The 17,281-nt window shown below is 45.4% G+C and carries 20 protein-coding genes; 18 read left to right on the top strand and 2 right to left on the bottom strand.

Going from position 1 to position 17,281, the window contains the following annotated elements:
• Nucleotides 1-333: DnaA N-terminal domain-containing protein (locus J9317_RS20415; RefSeq protein WP_284143289.1), on the bottom strand; the 333-nt coding region annotated here is incomplete at its 3' end.
• A 604-nt stretch (nt 334-937) separates the two neighbouring features.
• On the opposite strand from J9317_RS20415, the gene rpmH reads away from it, so the two are divergent.
• The 11 genes from rpmH (at nt 938) to J9317_RS20360 (ending at nt 11,308) form a co-directional block, all read left to right on the top strand.
• Nucleotides 938-1,072, top strand: coding sequence for a 50S ribosomal protein L34 (gene rpmH / locus J9317_RS20410; protein ID WP_082883743.1), 135 nt, complete (start codon nt 938-940; stop codon nt 1,070-1,072).
• A gap of 128 nt (nt 1,073-1,200) precedes the next feature.
• Nucleotides 1,201-1,560: a ribonuclease P protein component gene (gene rnpA / locus J9317_RS20405; protein WP_211562003.1), complete on the top strand. Its 360-nt coding sequence runs from the start codon at nt 1,201-1,203 to the stop codon at nt 1,558-1,560.
• A 123-nt stretch (nt 1,561-1,683) separates the two neighbouring features.
• The gene (gene spoIIIJ / locus J9317_RS20400; RefSeq protein WP_211562527.1) at nt 1,684-2,502 is read left to right on the top strand and encodes a YidC family membrane integrase SpoIIIJ; all 819 of its coding nucleotides are present in this window, start codon (nt 1,684-1,686) and stop codon (nt 2,500-2,502) included.
• Nucleotides 2,499-3,227, top strand: coding sequence for an RNA-binding cell elongation regulator Jag/EloR (gene jag, locus J9317_RS20395; RefSeq protein ID WP_211562001.1), 729 nt, complete (start codon nt 2,499-2,501; stop codon nt 3,225-3,227). The genes spoIIIJ and jag overlap by 4 nt, the downstream gene beginning before the upstream one ends.
• A gap of 443 nt (nt 3,228-3,670) precedes the next feature.
• The gene (gene mnmE / locus J9317_RS20390; RefSeq protein WP_211561999.1) at nt 3,671-5,056 is read left to right on the top strand and encodes a tRNA uridine-5-carboxymethylaminomethyl(34) synthesis GTPase MnmE; all 1,386 of its coding nucleotides are present in this window, start codon (nt 3,671-3,673) and stop codon (nt 5,054-5,056) included.
• Between the two features lie 81 nt (nt 5,057-5,137).
• Complete coding sequence (gene mnmG, locus J9317_RS20385) at nt 5,138-7,027, top strand: tRNA uridine-5-carboxymethylaminomethyl(34) synthesis enzyme MnmG (RefSeq protein WP_211561998.1); 1,890 nt, start codon at nt 5,138-5,140, stop codon at nt 7,025-7,027.
• A 21-nt stretch (nt 7,028-7,048) separates the two neighbouring features.
• Nucleotides 7,049-7,765 carry a 16S rRNA (guanine(527)-N(7))-methyltransferase RsmG gene (gene rsmG, locus J9317_RS20380; RefSeq protein WP_211561996.1) on the top strand — a complete coding sequence of 239 codons (717 nt, stop codon included), beginning with the start codon at nt 7,049-7,051 and terminating at the stop codon, nt 7,763-7,765.
• A 100-nt stretch (nt 7,766-7,865) separates the two neighbouring features.
• Complete coding sequence (gene noc / locus J9317_RS20375; protein WP_211561994.1) at nt 7,866-8,738, top strand: nucleoid occlusion protein; 873 nt, start codon at nt 7,866-7,868, stop codon at nt 8,736-8,738.
• Between the two features lie 203 nt (nt 8,739-8,941).
• Complete coding sequence (locus J9317_RS20370; protein WP_211561992.1) at nt 8,942-9,703, top strand: ParA family protein; 762 nt, start codon at nt 8,942-8,944, stop codon at nt 9,701-9,703.
• Nucleotides 9,696-10,544 carry a ParB/RepB/Spo0J family partition protein gene (locus J9317_RS20365; protein WP_211561990.1) on the top strand — a complete coding sequence of 283 codons (849 nt, stop codon included), beginning with the start codon at nt 9,696-9,698 and terminating at the stop codon, nt 10,542-10,544. The genes J9317_RS20370 and J9317_RS20365 overlap by 8 nt, the downstream gene beginning before the upstream one ends.
• A gap of 59 nt (nt 10,545-10,603) precedes the next feature.
• Nucleotides 10,604-11,308, top strand: a complete 705-nt coding sequence (locus J9317_RS20360; RefSeq protein WP_211561988.1) for a DUF554 domain-containing protein — start codon at nt 10,604-10,606, stop codon at nt 11,306-11,308.
• Here J9317_RS20360 and yyaC read toward each other — a convergent pair.
• Entirely contained in the window at nt 11,271-11,918 is a 648-nt protein-coding gene (yyaC, locus tag J9317_RS20355) for a spore protease YyaC (RefSeq protein WP_211561986.1), read from the bottom strand. The genes J9317_RS20360 and yyaC overlap by 38 nt on opposite strands.
• Nucleotides 11,919-12,113: 195 nt before the next feature.
• Here yyaC and J9317_RS20350 point away from each other — a divergent pair, with 195 nt between their 5' ends.
• From J9317_RS20350 to J9317_RS20320, 7 genes are all read left to right on the top strand, one after another.
• A complete protein-coding gene (locus tag J9317_RS20350) occupies nt 12,114-13,016 on the top strand; it encodes a mechanosensitive ion channel family protein (RefSeq protein WP_211561984.1) in 903 nt (300 codons plus the stop codon).
• Nucleotides 13,006-13,212, top strand: a complete 207-nt coding sequence (locus tag J9317_RS20345; RefSeq protein ID WP_211561982.1) for a DUF951 domain-containing protein — start codon at nt 13,006-13,008, stop codon at nt 13,210-13,212. The genes J9317_RS20350 and J9317_RS20345 overlap by 11 nt, the downstream gene beginning before the upstream one ends.
• A gap of 132 nt (nt 13,213-13,344) precedes the next feature.
• Nucleotides 13,345-14,445 carry a redox-regulated ATPase YchF gene (gene ychF / locus J9317_RS20340; protein ID WP_211561980.1) on the top strand — a complete coding sequence of 367 codons (1,101 nt, stop codon included), beginning with the start codon at nt 13,345-13,347 and terminating at the stop codon, nt 14,443-14,445.
• 538 nt (nt 14,446-14,983) lie between these two features.
• Nucleotides 14,984-15,271 carry a 30S ribosomal protein S6 gene (rpsF, locus tag J9317_RS20335; RefSeq protein ID WP_211561978.1) on the top strand — a complete coding sequence of 96 codons (288 nt, stop codon included), beginning with the start codon at nt 14,984-14,986 and terminating at the stop codon, nt 15,269-15,271.
• A 41-nt stretch (nt 15,272-15,312) separates the two neighbouring features.
• A complete protein-coding gene (gene ssb / locus J9317_RS20330; protein ID WP_211561976.1) occupies nt 15,313-15,828 on the top strand; it encodes a single-stranded DNA-binding protein in 516 nt (171 codons plus the stop codon).
• Between the two features lie 35 nt (nt 15,829-15,863).
• On the top strand, nt 15,864-16,103 hold the full coding sequence (gene rpsR, locus J9317_RS20325) for a 30S ribosomal protein S18 (RefSeq protein WP_035408497.1): 240 nt from the start codon (nt 15,864-15,866) through the stop codon (nt 16,101-16,103).
• 236 nt (nt 16,104-16,339) lie between these two features.
• Entirely contained in the window at nt 16,340-17,275 is a 936-nt protein-coding gene (locus tag J9317_RS20320; RefSeq protein ID WP_211561974.1) for a YybS family protein, read from the top strand.
• The last annotated feature ends 6 nt before the right edge of the window (nt 17,276-17,281 follow it).

Below are 17,281 nucleotides of genomic sequence, written 5' to 3'. Positions count from 1 at the left end.
GTTCTGCGGTATTTCAATCTGATTGTCTCCATCTCTTTCAGGAGGCTTCGCCGGTGTCTTCGGAATAAAGTCCTCTTCATCCTGATTCAGCGGGATAATGAATTTGACGGCAAGTTCTTCACCCGTCAATTCATAGATAATGTTGGCGATTAAATGCAGGTAGCGGCTCTCAAGCCAGTCCCGCGCAAATTCGTTTGGTGCTGTAATCGTCAGTGTGTCCCCCTGAAGAGCATGGGCTTTCGTCGATTTGAGCCACGTATCATAACTGGGTTTGCTGATTTTTTTTTCAATCTCTCCCAGCGCCTTTGTCCATAAATCCGAAATATTTTCCATTAGCTGCTCTGTCCCTCCTTATCCAAGACTCTCTATCTATCTTTATTTATTTTCGGTCACGAAAAAAACAGGTATGCCGGCAGCCTTGTACAGAAGTTGTACAAACACTCCGGCACCCTTTGAATATTTATTCATCGATATTGAATTGTTGATAACGATATAATATAGTAGAAAAGCAGGTTTTCGACAAAATGCCCCTAGCTGTGGACAAGCTTACGAACACGATGTTATCAACTTTCCACACGTTATCCACAAACTGTGGATAAACAAAAACCGGTCAATTCGTTATCAAGAGTGAAAACACAAATATAATATCAAAATAAACCATTTGTTGCAATGGGGGCTGAAACTTATCCACAGAAGAAACAGCCTGTCGAAAAAAATTGTCCACATTCCTGGATTTTGTGAAAAACATGTCGATAAAGGGTGTGGATAATAAAAAAGCGGCGAAAAAGTTGTCCACAGGACAGATTTGGCTGGAGATCGCCGCGCTGAAAAAATCTATCGTCTAATCTATTTTTTTTGGCTATTGACATTTACATGGTAAGGTCTCTATACTTGTAAGGACTGTCTTTAACAGCTATTCCTCAGGGAGGTGCATATAATGAAACGTACTTATCAACCAAATAAACGCAAACACAGCAAAGTACACGGCTTCCGTGCGCGCATGAGCTCTAAAAATGGACGTAAAGTTCTAGCTGCTCGCCGTCGTAAAGGAAGAAAAGTATTATCCGCATAAGCCACTGAAAACGTCAGTGGTTTTTTTTTCATTAAAATCGTTTTTAAACGCCCGATAAATGGGCAACCCTTTAGGGAGAAGAAAATAATCATCAGGTTAGAGAGCAATAAAAGCGGAGTGGAGTCAGCATGAAAAAAAAGAATCGGATTAAGAAAAACGAAGACTTCCAGCAGGTATTCAGAAAAGGCAAATCCATTGCGAATCGGCAATTTGTGATCTATACGCTTCATAGAGAAGAAGAAAAAGAGTTCAGACTGGGATTATCCGTTAGCAAAAAAATAGGAAATGCCGTGACGAGAAACCGGGTTAAACGGCTCGTTAAACAGATTTTTTTAGAAGAGAAGGATTTCCTTTCCACGGGGAAGGACTATATTGTTATCGCCAGGAAACCGGCGGCCGAATTAAACTACGAGGAAGTTCGAAACAGTCTGTTTCACCTATTTAAAAAGGCAAGGCTTTTGGCTAAGAAAAAAAATGGTGAAAAATGATGTCGTTAAACGTTTGAAAAGAAAAAACAAATTCTAAATAAAAGATGGTAAAATACTCTTGAACCGCCATTAATCGTGGTTGGATCGGTAAACTCACAGACAATGAATACATTAAAAATAGACATGCTGTTAGGAGGATACAGTTTGAAGAGGCGTATTTGGTTAGTTCTTGGATTAGTTGGTCTAGTAACCCTCTTATCCGGCTGTACGGAAGTCAATCAGCCGATTACGGATAAAAGCACAGGGTTTTGGAATCAGTATATTGTTTACCCTCTATCATGGGTTATTACCTATTTTGCAGATTTAACCGGCGGCAGTGCCGCAACAGCAAACTACGGTTTGGCTATTATCATCGTAACCATTCTCATCCGCTTTGCGATTCTGCCCCTGATGATCAAACAGACAAGAAGCTCAAAGGCTATGCAAGCGCTGCAGCCGGAAATGAAACAGCTTCGCGAGAAATACAGCTCTAAAGATCAGCAGACACAGCAAAAGCTTCAGCAGGAAACGATGGCACTGTTCCAAAAACACGGAGTCAATCCTCTTGCAGGGTGCTTCCCGCTGCTAGTTCAAATGCCGATACTGATCGGGTTCTATCATGCGATCATGAGAACGGAAGCGATTAAGGAGCACGCATTCCTTTGGTTCGACCTTGGAGATAAAGATCCATTCTATATTTTGCCGGTTGTCGCCGGGATCACGACGTTTATTCAGCAGAAAATTATGATGGCGGGTACAGAAAATCAAAATCCGCAGATGGCTATGATGGTATGGCTCATGCCGATTATGATCGTTGTTTTCGCCATTACGTTCCCTGCGGCCCTGTCCTTGTACTGGGTAGTCGGAAACATTTTTATGATCGTACAATCCCTGCTTATCAAAGGACCGGATTTAAAAGCTAATGCTCAAAAATCTCCTCAAAAAGCAGGAGCTAAAAAGTGATTGAGGCAACAGCTGCCGGTTCAACCGTTGAAGAAGCAACTCAAGCCGCGCTGAAAAAGCTTAATGCTAAAAGAGAAGACGCCGAAATTGAAATCGTGATTGAAGGAAGAAAAGGGTTCCTTGGCTTCGGTAAAAGACAGGCGGTTGTAAAAGCTGTCTTAAAAACATCAGATCCTTCTCCAACTGAAGAAGAAATGGTGCAGCCTGAAGAAGTTTTCGCTGAAGCGGAACCTCTTCAGGAAGAGCCGAAGCCCGCGGTTAAAAAGGCAATGAATGAAAAAACGGGCGAGGAAGCACATGCCTACCTGCTTCAAGTCATTGAACAAATGGGCGTAAAAGCCACTGTAGAGAAGATTCAAAAGGGAAGAAATCTCACCTTCCTGATCGAGGGTGAGGACATTGCTCTTCTGATCGGCAAAAGAGGCCAAACACTGAATTCCCTTCAGTATTTAACTCAGCTTGTCGCCAACCGGCATTCGGATCAGTATTTTCATGTCACAGTCGATGCCGAGTCCTATCGGGAGCGCCGTGAGGAAATTCTTGTCCAGCTTGCGAATAAGCTCGCCAGCCAGGCGCTTGCCTCATCAAAGGAACTGGCCCTTGAGCCAATGCCTTCCTATGAGAGGAAAATCATTCACGCTGCGCTCGCCCGCAACAAAAAAGTCGTCACCTTTTCCGCAGGAGAAGAGCCGAGGCGTCATATAGTCATTGCTCCAAAACGATAACCAGCCTTCAGCGGCTGGTTTTTTTGTGGGCTCTTTTTCTGAAGCTTTAATAGTTTTTTTCTGTTTATGCTGATAGCAGTAAAATCTGAGAGACAGATGAGATCTATCAGGCACGGTGTTCCGCGGAAGTGAGCAATCACCCATCTGCTTTAAAAAAAGTTTGCGGGAAAAGCGTTTGAAAAAAATCAGATTGCATTTACCCTGTCCCCGGCAATTTGTGAACAGCTCATAAAAATCCCCCTCGAATTCCTCCTGCAAATATTGTTATTCACATGTGGATAAGTTAAAATATAGGACGAACGATAGAATGTCTGTGAATAACTCCTTCTACCTCCAAACTTCCTTTTACCTGCCGAATATGGTATCTTAAAGTTTTGATGACCTTCTTTTTTATTTAAAAACTTTCCCACATAGATAGATTGCATTAGAGTGAGGTGAACGACTTGGAATTCGACACAATTACAGCCATATCCACACCTATGGGTGAAGGAGCAATCGCCATTGTCAGATTGAGCGGTGAAGAAGCGGTAGCGATAGCGGACCGTGTTTTTGCAGCGCCTGCAGGAAAAAAGCTTGAAGATGCAGCTTCCCACACCATTCATTACGGCCACATCATCGATCCTGAAACAAATGAGGTTGCAGAAGAAGTGATGGTTTCCGTTATGAGAGGCCCGAAGACCTTCACGCGTGAGGACGTAATTGAAATTAACTGCCACGGAGGACTTGTTTCGGTTAACCGTGTCCTTCAGCTCGTGCTGAACAGCGGTGCCCGATTGGCAGAGCCCGGGGAATTTACAAAGCGGGCATTTATGAATGGACGGATTGACCTTTCCCAGGCAGAAGCGGTTATGGATCTGATCCGGGCTAAAACGGATAAAGCCATGAACGTAGCATTGGGTCAAATGGAAGGCCGTCTTTCAACGCTTGTCAGAAAGCTTCGCCAGGAAATCCTTGAAACATTGGCCCATGTCGAAGTGAATATTGATTATCCTGAGTACGATGATGTGGAAGAAATGACGCATCAGATGCTTGTAGAAAAAGCGACTTATGTCAAGACTGAAATAGAGAAGCTCCTCCAGACCTCAAGTCAGGGGAAAATACTGAGAGAAGGATTGTCCACTGTCATCATTGGGCGTCCGAATGTCGGGAAATCCTCGCTGCTTAACAGTCTGGTACACGAAAACAAGGCAATTGTTACGGATGTACCCGGAACAACACGCGACGTTATAGAAGAGTATGTAAATGTAAGAGGCGTGCCTCTGAAGCTTGTAGACACAGCCGGTATACGTGAGACTGAGGACATCGTTGAGCGGATTGGGGTTGAGAGGTCCCGCCAAGTCCTGAAGGAAGCCGATTTAATCCTTCTTGTACTCAATTACAGCGACGAGCTCACATTTGAGGATGAGCAGCTGTTTGAAGCAGTAAAAGGCATGGATGTCATTGTGATTATCAACAAAACGGATCTGCCTCAGCAGATTAATATGGATAAGGTCAGCCTTCTCGCGGAGGACCGCCCTGTCGTGACGACATCCCTGAAAGAGGAAGAAGGAATCGATCGGCTCGAAGAATCGATTCAATCCTTATTCTTTAAGGGAGATATTCAGTCGGGTGACATGACGTACGTTTCAAATTCCAGACATATTGCCCTTATGACTCAAGCGAAACGGTCCATTGAAGAAGCACTCAATGGAATTGAAGCCGGCATGCCGGTGGATATGGTGCAAATCGATTTGACGAGAGCTTGGGAGCAGCTTGGAGAAATCATCGGCGACTCTGTACACGAGAGTCTGATTGATCAGTTATTCTCTCAATTTTGCCTAGGAAAATAAGAGCCGGCCTCACAGGTTCAGTCTTCAATAAAATGGATATAGATAAAACATACAGCTTTACAATTAAAGGAGGAAACAACATTGGCATACCACGCTGGTGATTATGATGTAATCGTCGTTGGTGCAGGCCACGCAGGTGTTGAGTCCGCTCTCGCATCCGCGAGACTGGGCGCAAAAACGCTCGTTCTTACGATCAACCTTGATATGGTCGCTTTCATGCCCTGCAATCCGTCCGTCGGAGGACCCGCTAAAGGCATCGTTGTACGGGAAATTGATGCGTTAGGCGGCGAAATGGGTAAAAATATTGATAAAACGCACATTCAAATGAGAATGCTGAATACCGCAAAAGGACCTGCTGTACGGGCGCTCCGCGCACAGGCCGATAAATTTACGTATCAGCATGAAATGAAAAAAACAATGGAAAACGAACCGAACCTGACCCTCATGCAGGGCATGGTAGACAGCCTGATTATTGAAGAAGGAGAATGCCGAGGCGTTATCACCCAAACAGGTGCGGAGTACCATTCAAAAACTGTCGTTTTAACAACAGGTACCTTCTTGCGCGGACGCATTATCCTTGGGGATCTTTCCTATTCCAGCGGACCGAATAATCAGCAGCCATCCATTAAGCTTTCAGAGCATTTGCAGGAGCTTGGCTTCGACCTGGTCCGTTTTAAAACAGGTACGCCTCCCCGTGTCAACAGCAAAACCATTGATTACAGCAAAACGGAAATCCAGCCAGGCGACGAGGAGCCCCGGGCATTTTCCTATGAAACAACCAAATTCATTACAGACCAGCTTCCATGCTGGCTAACCTATACAAGTGCAGAAACACATCAGATTATCGACAGCAACCTGCACCGTTCGCCGATGTATTCCGGTATGATTAAAGGTACGGGCCCCCGTTATTGCCCGTCCATTGAGGATAAAGTGGTCCGCTTTAATGATAAGCCGCGCCATCAGATTTTCCTTGAACCGGAAGGCCGCAACACGGAAGAGGTTTATGTGCAGGGTCTTTCTACAAGCCTGCCTGAGGATGTTCAGAAGCAGATTCTCAGCACCATTCCGGGACTTGAAAATGTTCAAATGATGAGACCTGGCTATGCGATTGAGTACGATGCAATCGTACCGACCCAGCTGTGGCCGACCCTGGAAACGAAAAAAGTTCCTGGACTTTACACGGCAGGACAAATTAACGGCACATCCGGCTATGAGGAAGCAGCGGGACAAGGCATTATGGCGGGAATCAACGCCGGTCAAAAAGCGCTTGGCCGCGAAGAAGTCATCCTCAGCCGTTCCGATGCCTATATTGGTGTCCTGATTGACGACCTGGTCACAAAAGGGACGAGTGAACCGTACCGTCTGTTGACATCACGTGCCGAATACCGTTTGCTGCTCCGTCATGATAATGCCGATTTGCGCCTGACTGAAACAGGCTATAAAATTGGTTTGATCAGTGACAGCCGCTATCAATCATTCACAGAGAAAAAGACGGCCATCGAAAAAGAAAAAGTTCGTCTTGCAAAACTGATCCTTAAACCTAATGCCGAAGTGCAGGAACTGATCCGTTCCACCGGAGGAAGCGAGCTGAAGGACGGAATCCGGGCTGGCGATCTTCTTAAACGGCCGGAAATTAACTACAGCCACATTGCAAAGCTTGCACCTGCAGAATCCCCTGTAGATCCTGACGTATCGGAGCAGGTGGAAATTCAGGTTAAATACGAAGGGTATATTGATAAATCTCTTCAGCAGGTCGATAAACTTAAAAAGATGGAAAATAAAAAAATCCCTGAAAACATTGACTACGACGCAATTAATGGACTTGCATCCGAAGCGCGCCAGAAACTGAAGGAAGTGCGCCCGCTCTCTATGGCCCAGGCTTCCAGAATTTCCGGTGTGAACCCTGCGGACGTTTCCATCCTGCTCGTTTATATGGAGCAGGGCCGCATCGCGAAAGTTGCAAACGAATAAAGCCCAAGAAAGGATTTCGTGATGGACATTTCCCTATTCCAATCTAAGCTGGAGGAGAAAGGCATTCCCCTTTCTCCTGAACAGCTCTCCCAATTTGATACGTACTACCGTCTGCTCGTTGAGTGGAACGAAAAAATGAACCTTACCTCCATTACGGACAAGGAAGAGGTTTATCTGAAGCATTTTTACGATTCAATCAGTGCTGCCTTTCATTTTGATTTTTCCAAGCCGCTTTCCATCGTCGATGTTGGAGCCGGAGCGGGATTTCCAAGCCTGCCGATTAAAATCTGCTTTCCGCAGCTTTCTGTTTCCATCGTCGATTCATTAAATAAAAGGATCACCTTTTTGGAAGAGCTGGCGAAAAGTCTTAAGCTAACCAATGTCTCCTTCTATCATGACCGAGCTGAAACGTTCGGCCAAAATAAACAGCATCGTGAAAAGTACGATGTAGTTACGGCACGTGCCGTTGCCCGTTTGTCTGTATTAAGTGAATTGTGCATGCCTCTCGTAAAAAAAGGCGGGCATTTTGTCGCTTTAAAAGCAGCAGCAGCGGAGGACGAGCTTCAGGCAGGAGAAAAAGCGATTAACGTTCTCGGAGGAAAAACGGAATCGATTCATCAGTTCCAGCTGCCGATTGAAGAAAGCGAACGAAACATCGTTGTCATCAAAAAAGTAAAGCCGACTCCTGGTAAATATCCGCGCAAACCCGGAACACCTAACAAGACACCAATCGAATGATACATATTTTTAAAAAGTGCCCCAGCAAGCAGCGGCATGCAGGAATTCCGGCTAAAAAATAGAATTATAAATTGGTAGTTTCCAAAGGTGGTGTACTCACATGAAGCATCCGTTTTCCCGTTTCTTCGGAATAGGAGAAAAGGAAGAAACAGATCAGACGCTAGAAAATTTGGAGAGTGAAGCAGGAGAGGCAGAAGTGGAAGCAAGAGAAGAAGTCAAACAGATTCCTGTTCTCGACATTACGCCAAATCGATTTCAGCCCCGTTCCATTTTTTCGGATGAAAAAATAGATGAACTGTCCATGACAATCCGTACGCATGGTATTATCCAGCCGATTGTAGTCCGTCCGGCCGATGGCAAATACGAGCTGATTGCAGGCGAAAGAAGATGGAGAGCCGTTCAAAGACTAGGATGGGAAACGATTCCCGCCATCGTAAAGGATTTTAATGATAAGGAAACCGCTTCTGTCGCCCTTATTGAAAACCTGCAGCGGGAAGAATTGTCCGCAATCGAAGAAGCTCTTGCCTATGCCAAGCTGCTTAAGCTGCATGAGCTTACTCAAGAGGCGCTTGCCCAAAGACTTGGTAAAGGACAGTCTACGGTTGCCAATAAACTGAGACTATTAAAGCTTCCGGATGAAGTGCAGGAAGCGCTTCTTCAAAAACAGCTTACGGAGCGCCACGCCCGGGCGCTTATTCCGCTTAAATTACCTGAACTGCAAGTGGCTCTTTTACATGACATCATTGAAAAACAGCTGAATGTGAAGCAGACCGAAGACCGCGTGGTCAAAATGCTTGAAAAAGATAAACCGAAACCAAAGCCGAAGCGCAAAGCATTCAGCCGTGACACAAGAATTGCCATGAACACAATTAGACAATCGCTCACAATGGTGGCGGATACAGGTGTTCAGATTAATGCAGAAGAAGAGGAATTTGAAGAATACATCCAATTCACCATCAAAATTCCCAAGTAACTCTCTAATCCTATGATTGGAGAGTTTTTTTTACACATGTTTTTTTACACATGTTTTTCAAGAATTTAGAAAAATCCAGGACGCCTGTCTCTCGTTTTTTGTTAAAATAGAATAATAGCTTTAAAACCGCAAATCAAATCAGATGCACCCCCGGCCTTTGAAAAGGAAAGAAGATTATAGAGATGCAGGAGTAGGTGAACCTCGTGGGAAAGATTATTGCCATAGCAAATCAAAAAGGCGGAGTCGGTAAAACAACAACCTCCGTAAACCTTGGGGCATGCCTTGCCTATATAGGGAAAAAAGTCCTTTTAGTCGATACAGATCCTCAAGGCAATGCAACGAGCGGGATTGGAATCGAAAAAGCAGATGTAGAGTATTGCATATACGATATTCTCGTTGAAGATAGAGAGGCTGCCGCCGCCATTTGTCCATCCGCCGTTGAAAACCTCCACGTGATCCCGGCAACCATTCAGCTGGCAGGAGCAGAAATTGAACTCGTTCCGACTATTTCCCGGGAAGTAAGATTAAAAAGAGCACTCGATAAGGTAAAGCATAACTATGATTATGTCCTGATTGATTGTCCCCCGTCCCTTGGACTGTTAACCATCAATGCTTTAACAGCTGCCGATACCGTCATCATCCCGGTGCAATGTGAGTATTACGCACTTGAAGGCCTCAGCCAGCTGCTGAATACCGTCCGGCTCGTTCAAAAGCACTTAAATACGAACCTGATGATCGAAGGTGTCCTGCTGACGATGCTCGATGCCCGGACTAACCTCGGAATTCAGGTTATTGAAGAAGTAAAAAAATATTTCCGTGAAAAAGTGTACCGCACCGTTATTCCAAGAAATGTAAGATTGAGTGAGGCGCCAAGCCATGGACTGCCGATTATCCTGTATGATGCGCGCTCTAGAGGAGCGGAAGTGTACCTGGAGCTTGCTAAGGAGGTGGCTGCAAATGCCTAAAGGACTGGGGAAAGGTTTGGAAGCGCTTTTACAGGCAAGCCAAGAAGAAATGGTACAGGAATTGAAAGTCAAAGACCTGCGCCCTAACCCCTATCAGCCCCGCAAGACCTTTCAGGAGGAAGCGATTGATGAATTAAAGAATTCGATTCTTCATTATGGGATTCTGCAGCCGATTATTGTCAGGAAATCCATTAAGGGATATGAAATTGTAGCAGGAGAAAGACGATTTCGTGCGGCTAAGCTCGCGGGACTTGAGACGGTCCCGGCAGTCGTAAGAGAATTGGACGACAAGAAGATGATGGAGCTTGGATTGCTTGAAAATCTGCAGCGGGAGGATCTAACTCCGGTTGAGGAAGCCCGGGCTTATCAATCCCTTTTGGACGAACTGGATTTAACTCAGGAAGAATTGGCCAAGCGCTTAGGAAAAAGCCGTCCGCATATTGCTAATCATCTCCGTCTGCTGACGCTTCCGGCAGCCGTTCAGACGATGATCAATGAAGGCCAGCTTTCCATGGGTCATGGACGTACCATTCTCGGTTTGAAGAAAAAAGAAAAATACCAATTATTGGCTGAAAAAATAATTAAAGAGCAGCTTAACGTTAGACAAACCGAAATTCTCGTTCAGCAGCTGAATGAAAGCGGAGGCAAAGCTCCGGATCCGAAAAAACAGCTGAAACGGGACCTCTTTCTGGCGGAGCGGGAAACCTCCCTTCAAGCATATTTTGGTACAAAGGTTTCCATCAAGCAGCAGCACAATAAAGGGAAAATCGAAATTGAATTTACCGATTCAGGAGATCTGGAAAGAATTCTGGAACTCCTGTCCACAGAAGAATCCTCCTAACCTTAAAGGCTGGAGGCTTCTTTTTTTCCTGTGCAAAAACATCGAATGGAGAGTTTACTATGGTTCTATTAGGCAGTTTAATCAATGCCCTTGGCATCGCAGCAGGTACACTCATTGGGCTGCTTTTAACAAGGATTCCGGACCGGATTAAGGAAACCGTCATGATTGCGATCGGTTTGTCTGTTTCGATTTTGGGAATTACGATGGCATTTAAAAGCGAGGACTTCTTTTATGTAATTGTCAGCCTGATTGCAGGTGCGGTCATTGGAGAAGTGCTCAATCTCGAGGAGAAGCTCCATGCTGTCGGCAGATGGATTGAAAGAAGGATGGGGAAATCAAAATCCGGAAACATTGCCGAAGGATTTGTCACAGCCACTCTTATTTTTGTCATTGGGGCCATGGCGATCGTGGGGGCGCTCGACAGCGGCTTAAGGGGAGACCACAGCGTCCTTATGACAAAATCGATGATTGACGGATTTACAAGTGCGGTCCTGGCAAGCACACTTGGAATCGGCGTTCTTTTATCCGCTATTCCCGTTTTCCTTTATGAAAGTGCAATAGCTTTGTTAGCGGGAGTCATTCAGACTTCTATTGAAGAAAAGCTTCTTTCCTCCCTCATCTCAGAAATGACAGCAGCAGGCGGAGTCATGATTCTCGCCATCGGGCTGAATATGCTCGAAATTAAATCAATCCGGGTTGCGAACCTCCTTCCGGCACTCCCTGTCATCATTCTGCTTGTGACGATTCAGCATTACTTTTTTTAGTTAAATTTGCGATTGGCGATCTCCTGATCCAAGAAGAACGGACCACATGCCGTTTCTCGGCATCAATCAGACTGTCGGCAATCAGATTCGCCATCGACACGACCAAGTGCAGCCGTGTATTCTGCAGAACGAAAAATTCCATAAATCCGCTCACATTAACAATCCCGGTTAAATGCATGTCTCCGACTGCCGGAAGGTCTTTATTCACTCCAGCTCCGGGCTTTACAGGTCCCTGACCTACCTGAAACGAACCGACGCTTTTCAGTTTCCCGAGACAGGCATCAATCGCAATAATAAAAGGGTTCCGGTAGGATGCTTGAATGAAGGCAATTGATTCCTCCAGGTTTACGGCATGAACGGGATCCTTCAAGGTTCCGTATACATGAAACCGCTCCATTCCCTTCTCTGCAAGCCTCGTGCCCACAATCGGCCCCAGGCTGTCACCAGTCGAGCGGTCTGTTCCGATGCATAAAATAACAATTTCCCTGCTCATCATCTTAGGGAGGAGCGTCAGAATACAGGAGGACAGAAGCTCCTGTGCATCCTGATCTTCATAATAAATGCGTTCCGGATCCTTGAAAGATGAAAACAATCCTGTTTTTAGATTCATAGCCGCTGCCCAGCTCCCTTGTACTCAAAGTACTATCAGTATACGGATTACAGGCGGAATCTATACTAGGGGGATGCAACTTTGACACGCTGCCACTTTTTCCGCGTCACCCTGTCAAACTTCAGCAAAACTTGCTAAAATAGAGGCTAGTTGAATCTTACCCTTTTAAAAAAAGAGATGATGAGATAGACAGGAGTGAATCCTTTGAATGAAAAGATCAATGCGAAAATACAGGAATATCTGCTGAACGAGGAACTTTGGATCGGAATCGGACTCGGGATCCTGAAAATTATTATGATTGTTATTGTGGCGGCTCTGATTATTCGGGTCGGAAATATAACCATAGAAAAAGTACTCTCGCTTAGAGGGAAATCCCCTCTTCGCATATCGGAACGGCGTGAAAATACTCTCGCTAAATTGCTTAGCAACGTTTTAGCGTATGTGGTTTACTTTGCCGCTCTTTTAATGGTTCTTGAAACGATGAGTCTGGATGTCAAAGCTCTTCTTGCCGGAGCGGGAATTGTCGGGCTGGCTGTCGGTTTTGGTGCACAGAACCTTGTGCGCGACATCATCACCGGATTCTTTATTATTTTTGAAGACCAGTTTTCCGTCGGAGATGTGATTCGCGTCGGCGGTTTTGAAGGAACCGTCGAGGAAATCGGACTCAGGACAACCAAAATCAAAAGCTGGACGGGTGAGCTGCACATTTTGCCGAACGGCAGTATCGTGGAAGTGACAAATTTCTCAATTCATAATAGTACGGCGGTCGTAGACATTAACGTTGCATACGAATCGGACATTCAGCATGTGGAAGAAGTCATCCGGGATCTGCTGCGCGTCCTGCCGGCTAAGTATGAGGACATGGCTGCTGTACCGGAGCTGCTTGGCGTCCATAACTTCGGGCCTTCAGAAATTACGCTCAGGGTCGTATGCGAAACCGCACCGATGCAGCATTTCTACGTCTCAAGAATGATCCGCAAGGAAATCAAGCTTGTGATGGACGAGCATGGAATCGATATCCCGTTCCCTCGAATCGTGATGTACAACCGGGATGCAAAAGATCCATCTGTTGGAAAGGGTGAGCAAAGTGGCGGATAAGGAATTTGATTTAAATGACATCGTCGAAATGAAAAAACCCCATCCATGCGGAACGAACCGCTGGAAGATTATCCGTCTCGGGATGGACATCCGGATCAAGTGTGAAGGCTGCGGACACAGCGTCATGATCCCACGAAGGGAATTTACAAGAAAGATGAAAAAGATGCTGGTAAAAGCAGAACCGCCGGCAGAATAACCCAAAATGGCTGGTTTTTCTTGTGTTTTCCTGATTTCCTTTCTATAATTGGGGTTGGTTTACAAAAGTACGGCCTAACACAGCAAAGCCCGGAAAGCGGACTTTGTTTATCATAGAGGAGCTGAACGAAACATGGCTTTAACTGCAGGTATTGTCGGACTTCCGAATGTAGGGAAATCCACTCTTTTTAACGCAATTACACAGGCTGGCGCAGAGTCTGCCAACTATCCTTTCTGTACGATTGACCCGAATGTGGGCATCGTTGAAGTACCGGACGAGCGTCTTCAAAAATTGACAGAGCTTGTTCAGCCTAAAAAAACCGTTCCAACGGCTTTTGAGTTTACGGATATTGCCGGAATCGTAAAAGGTGCGAGCAAGGGTGAAGGACTAGGAAACAAATTCCTTTCCCACATCCGCCAGGTAGACGCGATTACTCACGTAGTCCGCTGCTTCGAGGATGGAAACATCACGCACGTATCCGGTAAGGTCGATCCAATCGATGATATTGAAACCATCAACCTGGAGCTTGTTCTCGCTGACCTTGAGTCTGTTGATAAGCGTGCATCCCGAGTTGAAAAGCTTGCTAAGCAAAAGGACAAAGACGCAGTAGCAGAGCATGAAATTCTCTCCAAGCTCAAAGAAGCGTTTGAAAACGGCAAACCTGCCCGTTCTGTTGAGTTCACGGAAGAGCAGATGAAACATGTAAAGCAGCTTCACCTTCTGACAAGCAAACCGATTCTTTATGTAGCAAATGTTGCCGAGGATGAAGTAGCCGATTCCTCTAAAAATCCTTACGTACAAAAAGTGAGAGATTTTGCAGCGAACGAAAACGCAGAAGTGATTGTCGTCTGTGCAAAGATCGAATCTGAAATTGTAGAACTTGATGCGGAAGAAAAGGAAATGTTCCTTGAAGAGCTTGGCATTGAAGAGTCCGGACTTGATCAGCTGATCCGCGCAACTTATCAGCTGCTTGGTCTTGCGACTTACTTTACTGCAGGCGTTCAGGAAGTGCGTGCATGGACATTCCGTCTTGGCATGAAAGCTCCTCAATGTGCCGGAGTCATCCATACCGATTTCGAACGCGGATTCATCCGTGCCGAAACCGTTCATTACGAAGACCTTCTTGCTGCCGGAACAATGGGTGCAGCCCGCGAAGCCGGAAAAGTCCGTCTTGAAGGAAAAGAATATCTGGTGAAAGACGGAGACGTTATTCACTTCCGTTTTAACGTTTAATTTGAAAGAGAAGGCTCTGATGGAGTCTTCTTTTTTTGTGGGGGATTGGGTGGGACGGACGGTGCTTTACGGGGTCAGTCCCCAAAGATTTCACCGAACTAAAGCTCCGGCACCATCTTTGGAAAGCCGCGCGGTTATGGGCTCGCAGACTGCGGTCTCTGTCCCCTGCTGCGGTGAAGCAGGACGGGACTGGCACCGTGCCAGTCCCCTGAAATTTCACCGAACTAAAGCTCCGGCACCACCCTCTGGAAACCCCTGCGGTATAAGGGCTCACAGACTAAGGCCTCTGTCCCCTGCTGCGGTGAAGCACAGCGGGTCAGGCACCTCCGACAATAGAGCTAAATAACCACCCCACTCATCAAATTTCGAACCCTCCACAACCATTTACACCAAAACCGCTCTGCTTCCCCTCAAATTAAGGGAAGCACCTTGCCAAATCCCAATCCATTTGGTATAATTCTAACTTGTGAGTAATTGAATATTGCTCCTTGCTCTCATATGCTTGAGAGCCGTTTAGACCAAGAGGAGGTGTAGAGTAATGACAAACTACGAAATTATGTACATCGTACGTCCAAACATCGAAGAAGATGCGAAGAAAGCTCTTGTTGAGCGTTTCAGCGGAATTCTTTCTGACAATGGTGCGGAAGTAAAGGAAACGAAAGAGTGGGGCAAACGCCGCCTTGCTTATGAAATCAATGATTTCCGCGATGGTTACTATCAGATCGTTAAAGTTGCTTCTGAAGCAGATGCGGTTCAAGAATTTGACCGTCTTGCAAAGATCAGCGAAGACATCATTCGTCACATCGTGATTAAAGAAGAAGAATAATTGCAGCCGATCATAAATTTTCTAAATAAAGGATGGTCTTCATGATCAATCGTGTCGTTCTCGTCGGAAGACTTACAAAAGACCCTGAACTTCGTTATACACCAGCGGGGGCAGCTGTTGCCACCTTCACTCTTGCAGTAAACCGTACGTTTACGAACCAGCAGGGGGAAAAGGAAGCAGACTTCCTTAACTGTGTCGTATGGAGACGTCAGGCCGAAAATGTGGCAAACTTCTTGAAAAAAGGCAACTTGGCAGGCGTTGAAGGCAGATTGCAGTCTCGCAGCTATGAGGATCAAACAGGACGCCGTGTGTATGTTACTGAAGTTGTGGCCGACAGCGTGCAGTTTTTAGAGCCTAAGGGATCTGGAAACAGCGGCGGTGGCGGAAACAGCAATAACTTTTATGATGGAGGCCAGTCTCAGGGCGGCCAAAAATCATATGGTGGTTCAGATCAGCAGCGGAATAATAACAATCAAGGCCGTACAAGCTTTGATGATGATCCATTTGCCAATGATGGACAACCGATTGATATATCAGACGATGATTTGCCATTCTAAAAACTAAAATCCAATTCGAAAGGAGTGTATGACTAATGGCAGGAGGACGCAGAGGCGGTCGCGCGAAGCGCCGTAAAGTTTGTTTCTTTACCTCTAACGGAATCACGCACATCGACTACAAAGATGTTGATTTGCTTAAAAAATTCGTTTCCGAGCGCGGTAAAATTCTTCCTCGTCGTGTAACTGGTACAAGCGCAAAATACCAACGTAAATTGACTGTTGCTATCAAACGCTCACGCCAAATGGCATTGCTTCCATACGTTACAGGCGAATAAGACATTCCCAAAAGACACTCATTCTGTGAGTGTCTTTTATTATTATCCGCATGAATCCGGACACTTCCATTCCGGCCTAACTCAAAGAGTACAGCCCATTACTCTTTACCCGCAAAAAATGATATAATTGAATCGTACATAACAAGGTGAAGGCTGCTTACAAGAGCAGTTTTTTATTTTTACGGACAGAGAGATATTTTTCTCCCTCTGTGATTTAAGCTGAATGAGGTGAACCTGTGAAACGCACGAAAGCCCTGACAGAGGGAGCGATTTTGCTTGCTCTTTTTACTGTTGCCGTCTTAATTACCATCACCGTCCCGCTTCTGGGGATGATTACTTCATTTGCCCTGCCTATTCCTTTCATTGTATATGCATTAAGGCATGACACGAAGAGCAGTCTTCTTTTGTTTGCCGCGTCTTTGCCGGTCGTTTTTATAACAGGATCAATCAGTGCCTTGCTTGCAGCAGCACCCACTGCTTTAACAGGGCTCATCATGGGTACACTTTATAAGAAAAGAGGAAGCGCACCAGCTGTCATTGGCGGAACGCTTGCGTTTCTTGCTACCATCCTTGGAGGCTATGTGATTTCGGTTCTTTTTTTTCAAGTGAATCCTCTAACTGAATTCAAGTCCATTATGACGGAATCAATGAATATGGCGACATCCTTAATGAAAACGATGGGTCAGCCTCCGAAGGAAGAACAAATGAGGCTGCTGCGGACTCAAATGGAACAATTTTTCACTTTAATGCCGACAGTTGCTGTAATGTGCAGTTTCTTTTTCTCTATTATTACTCATGCGATTGCTTCCTCTATTCTTAAGAGACTGAAGCTTGAAGTAAAGCCTTTAAAGCCATTCAGAGAATGGAAGCTGCCGAAGAGTATTGCTTGGTATTACTTGGCGGTCATTCTGCTTAGCTATATTGGATTTGAGAAGGGTTCCTACGCAAGTATGGCTGTGACCAATGTATTCTTTATTTTAACGGTTCTGTTAGTGATCCAAGGATTTTCTTTCCTGTTTTACTATGCTTACACCAAGGGAATATCAAAAAGCGTCCCCATCGTTGTTGTTATTATTTCCCTATTCCTTCCGTTTTTGCTTTATCCGATTCAATTCTTAGGTATAATTGACATAGGATTCAGATTAAGGGAGAAAATTACTCCAAAATCTTAATGGTTT

The organism is Metabacillus flavus, assembly GCF_018283675.1.
Lineage (GTDB): Bacteria > Bacillota > Bacilli > Bacillales > Bacillaceae > Metabacillus_B > Metabacillus_B flavus.
The sequence above is the reverse complement of the archived record's forward strand: the minus strand, read 5'-3'. Positions and strand labels throughout refer to the sequence as shown.

Excerpts from the sequence above, each read along its gene's own strand:
- rpmH (WP_082883743.1), top strand. The coding sequence starts at position 938 with ATGAAACGTACTTATCAACCAAATAAACGCAAACACAGCAAAGTACAC.
- rnpA (WP_211562003.1), top strand. The coding sequence starts at position 1,201 with ATGAAAAAAAAGAATCGGATTAAGAAAAACGAAGACTTCCAGCAGGTA.
- spoIIIJ (WP_211562527.1), top strand. The coding sequence starts at position 1,684 with ATGCTGTTAGGAGGATACAGTTTGAAGAGGCGTATTTGGTTAGTTCTT.
- rsmG (WP_211561996.1), top strand. The coding sequence starts at position 7,049 with ATGGACATTTCCCTATTCCAATCTAAGCTGGAGGAGAAAGGCATTCCC.
- noc (WP_211561994.1), top strand. The coding sequence starts at position 7,866 with ATGAAGCATCCGTTTTCCCGTTTCTTCGGAATAGGAGAAAAGGAAGAA.
- J9317_RS20365 (WP_211561990.1), top strand. The coding sequence starts at position 9,696 with ATGCCTAAAGGACTGGGGAAAGGTTTGGAAGCGCTTTTACAGGCAAGC.
- J9317_RS20360 (WP_211561988.1), top strand. The coding sequence starts at position 10,604 with ATGGTTCTATTAGGCAGTTTAATCAATGCCCTTGGCATCGCAGCAGGT.
- yyaC (WP_211561986.1), bottom strand. The coding sequence starts at position 11,918 with ATGAATCTAAAAACAGGATTGTTTTCATCTTTCAAGGATCCGGAACGC.
- ychF (WP_211561980.1), top strand. The coding sequence starts at position 13,345 with ATGGCTTTAACTGCAGGTATTGTCGGACTTCCGAATGTAGGGAAATCC.
- rpsF (WP_211561978.1), top strand. The coding sequence starts at position 14,984 with ATGACAAACTACGAAATTATGTACATCGTACGTCCAAACATCGAAGAA.
- ssb (WP_211561976.1), top strand. The coding sequence starts at position 15,313 with ATGATCAATCGTGTCGTTCTCGTCGGAAGACTTACAAAAGACCCTGAA.
- rpsR (WP_035408497.1), top strand. The coding sequence starts at position 15,864 with ATGGCAGGAGGACGCAGAGGCGGTCGCGCGAAGCGCCGTAAAGTTTGT.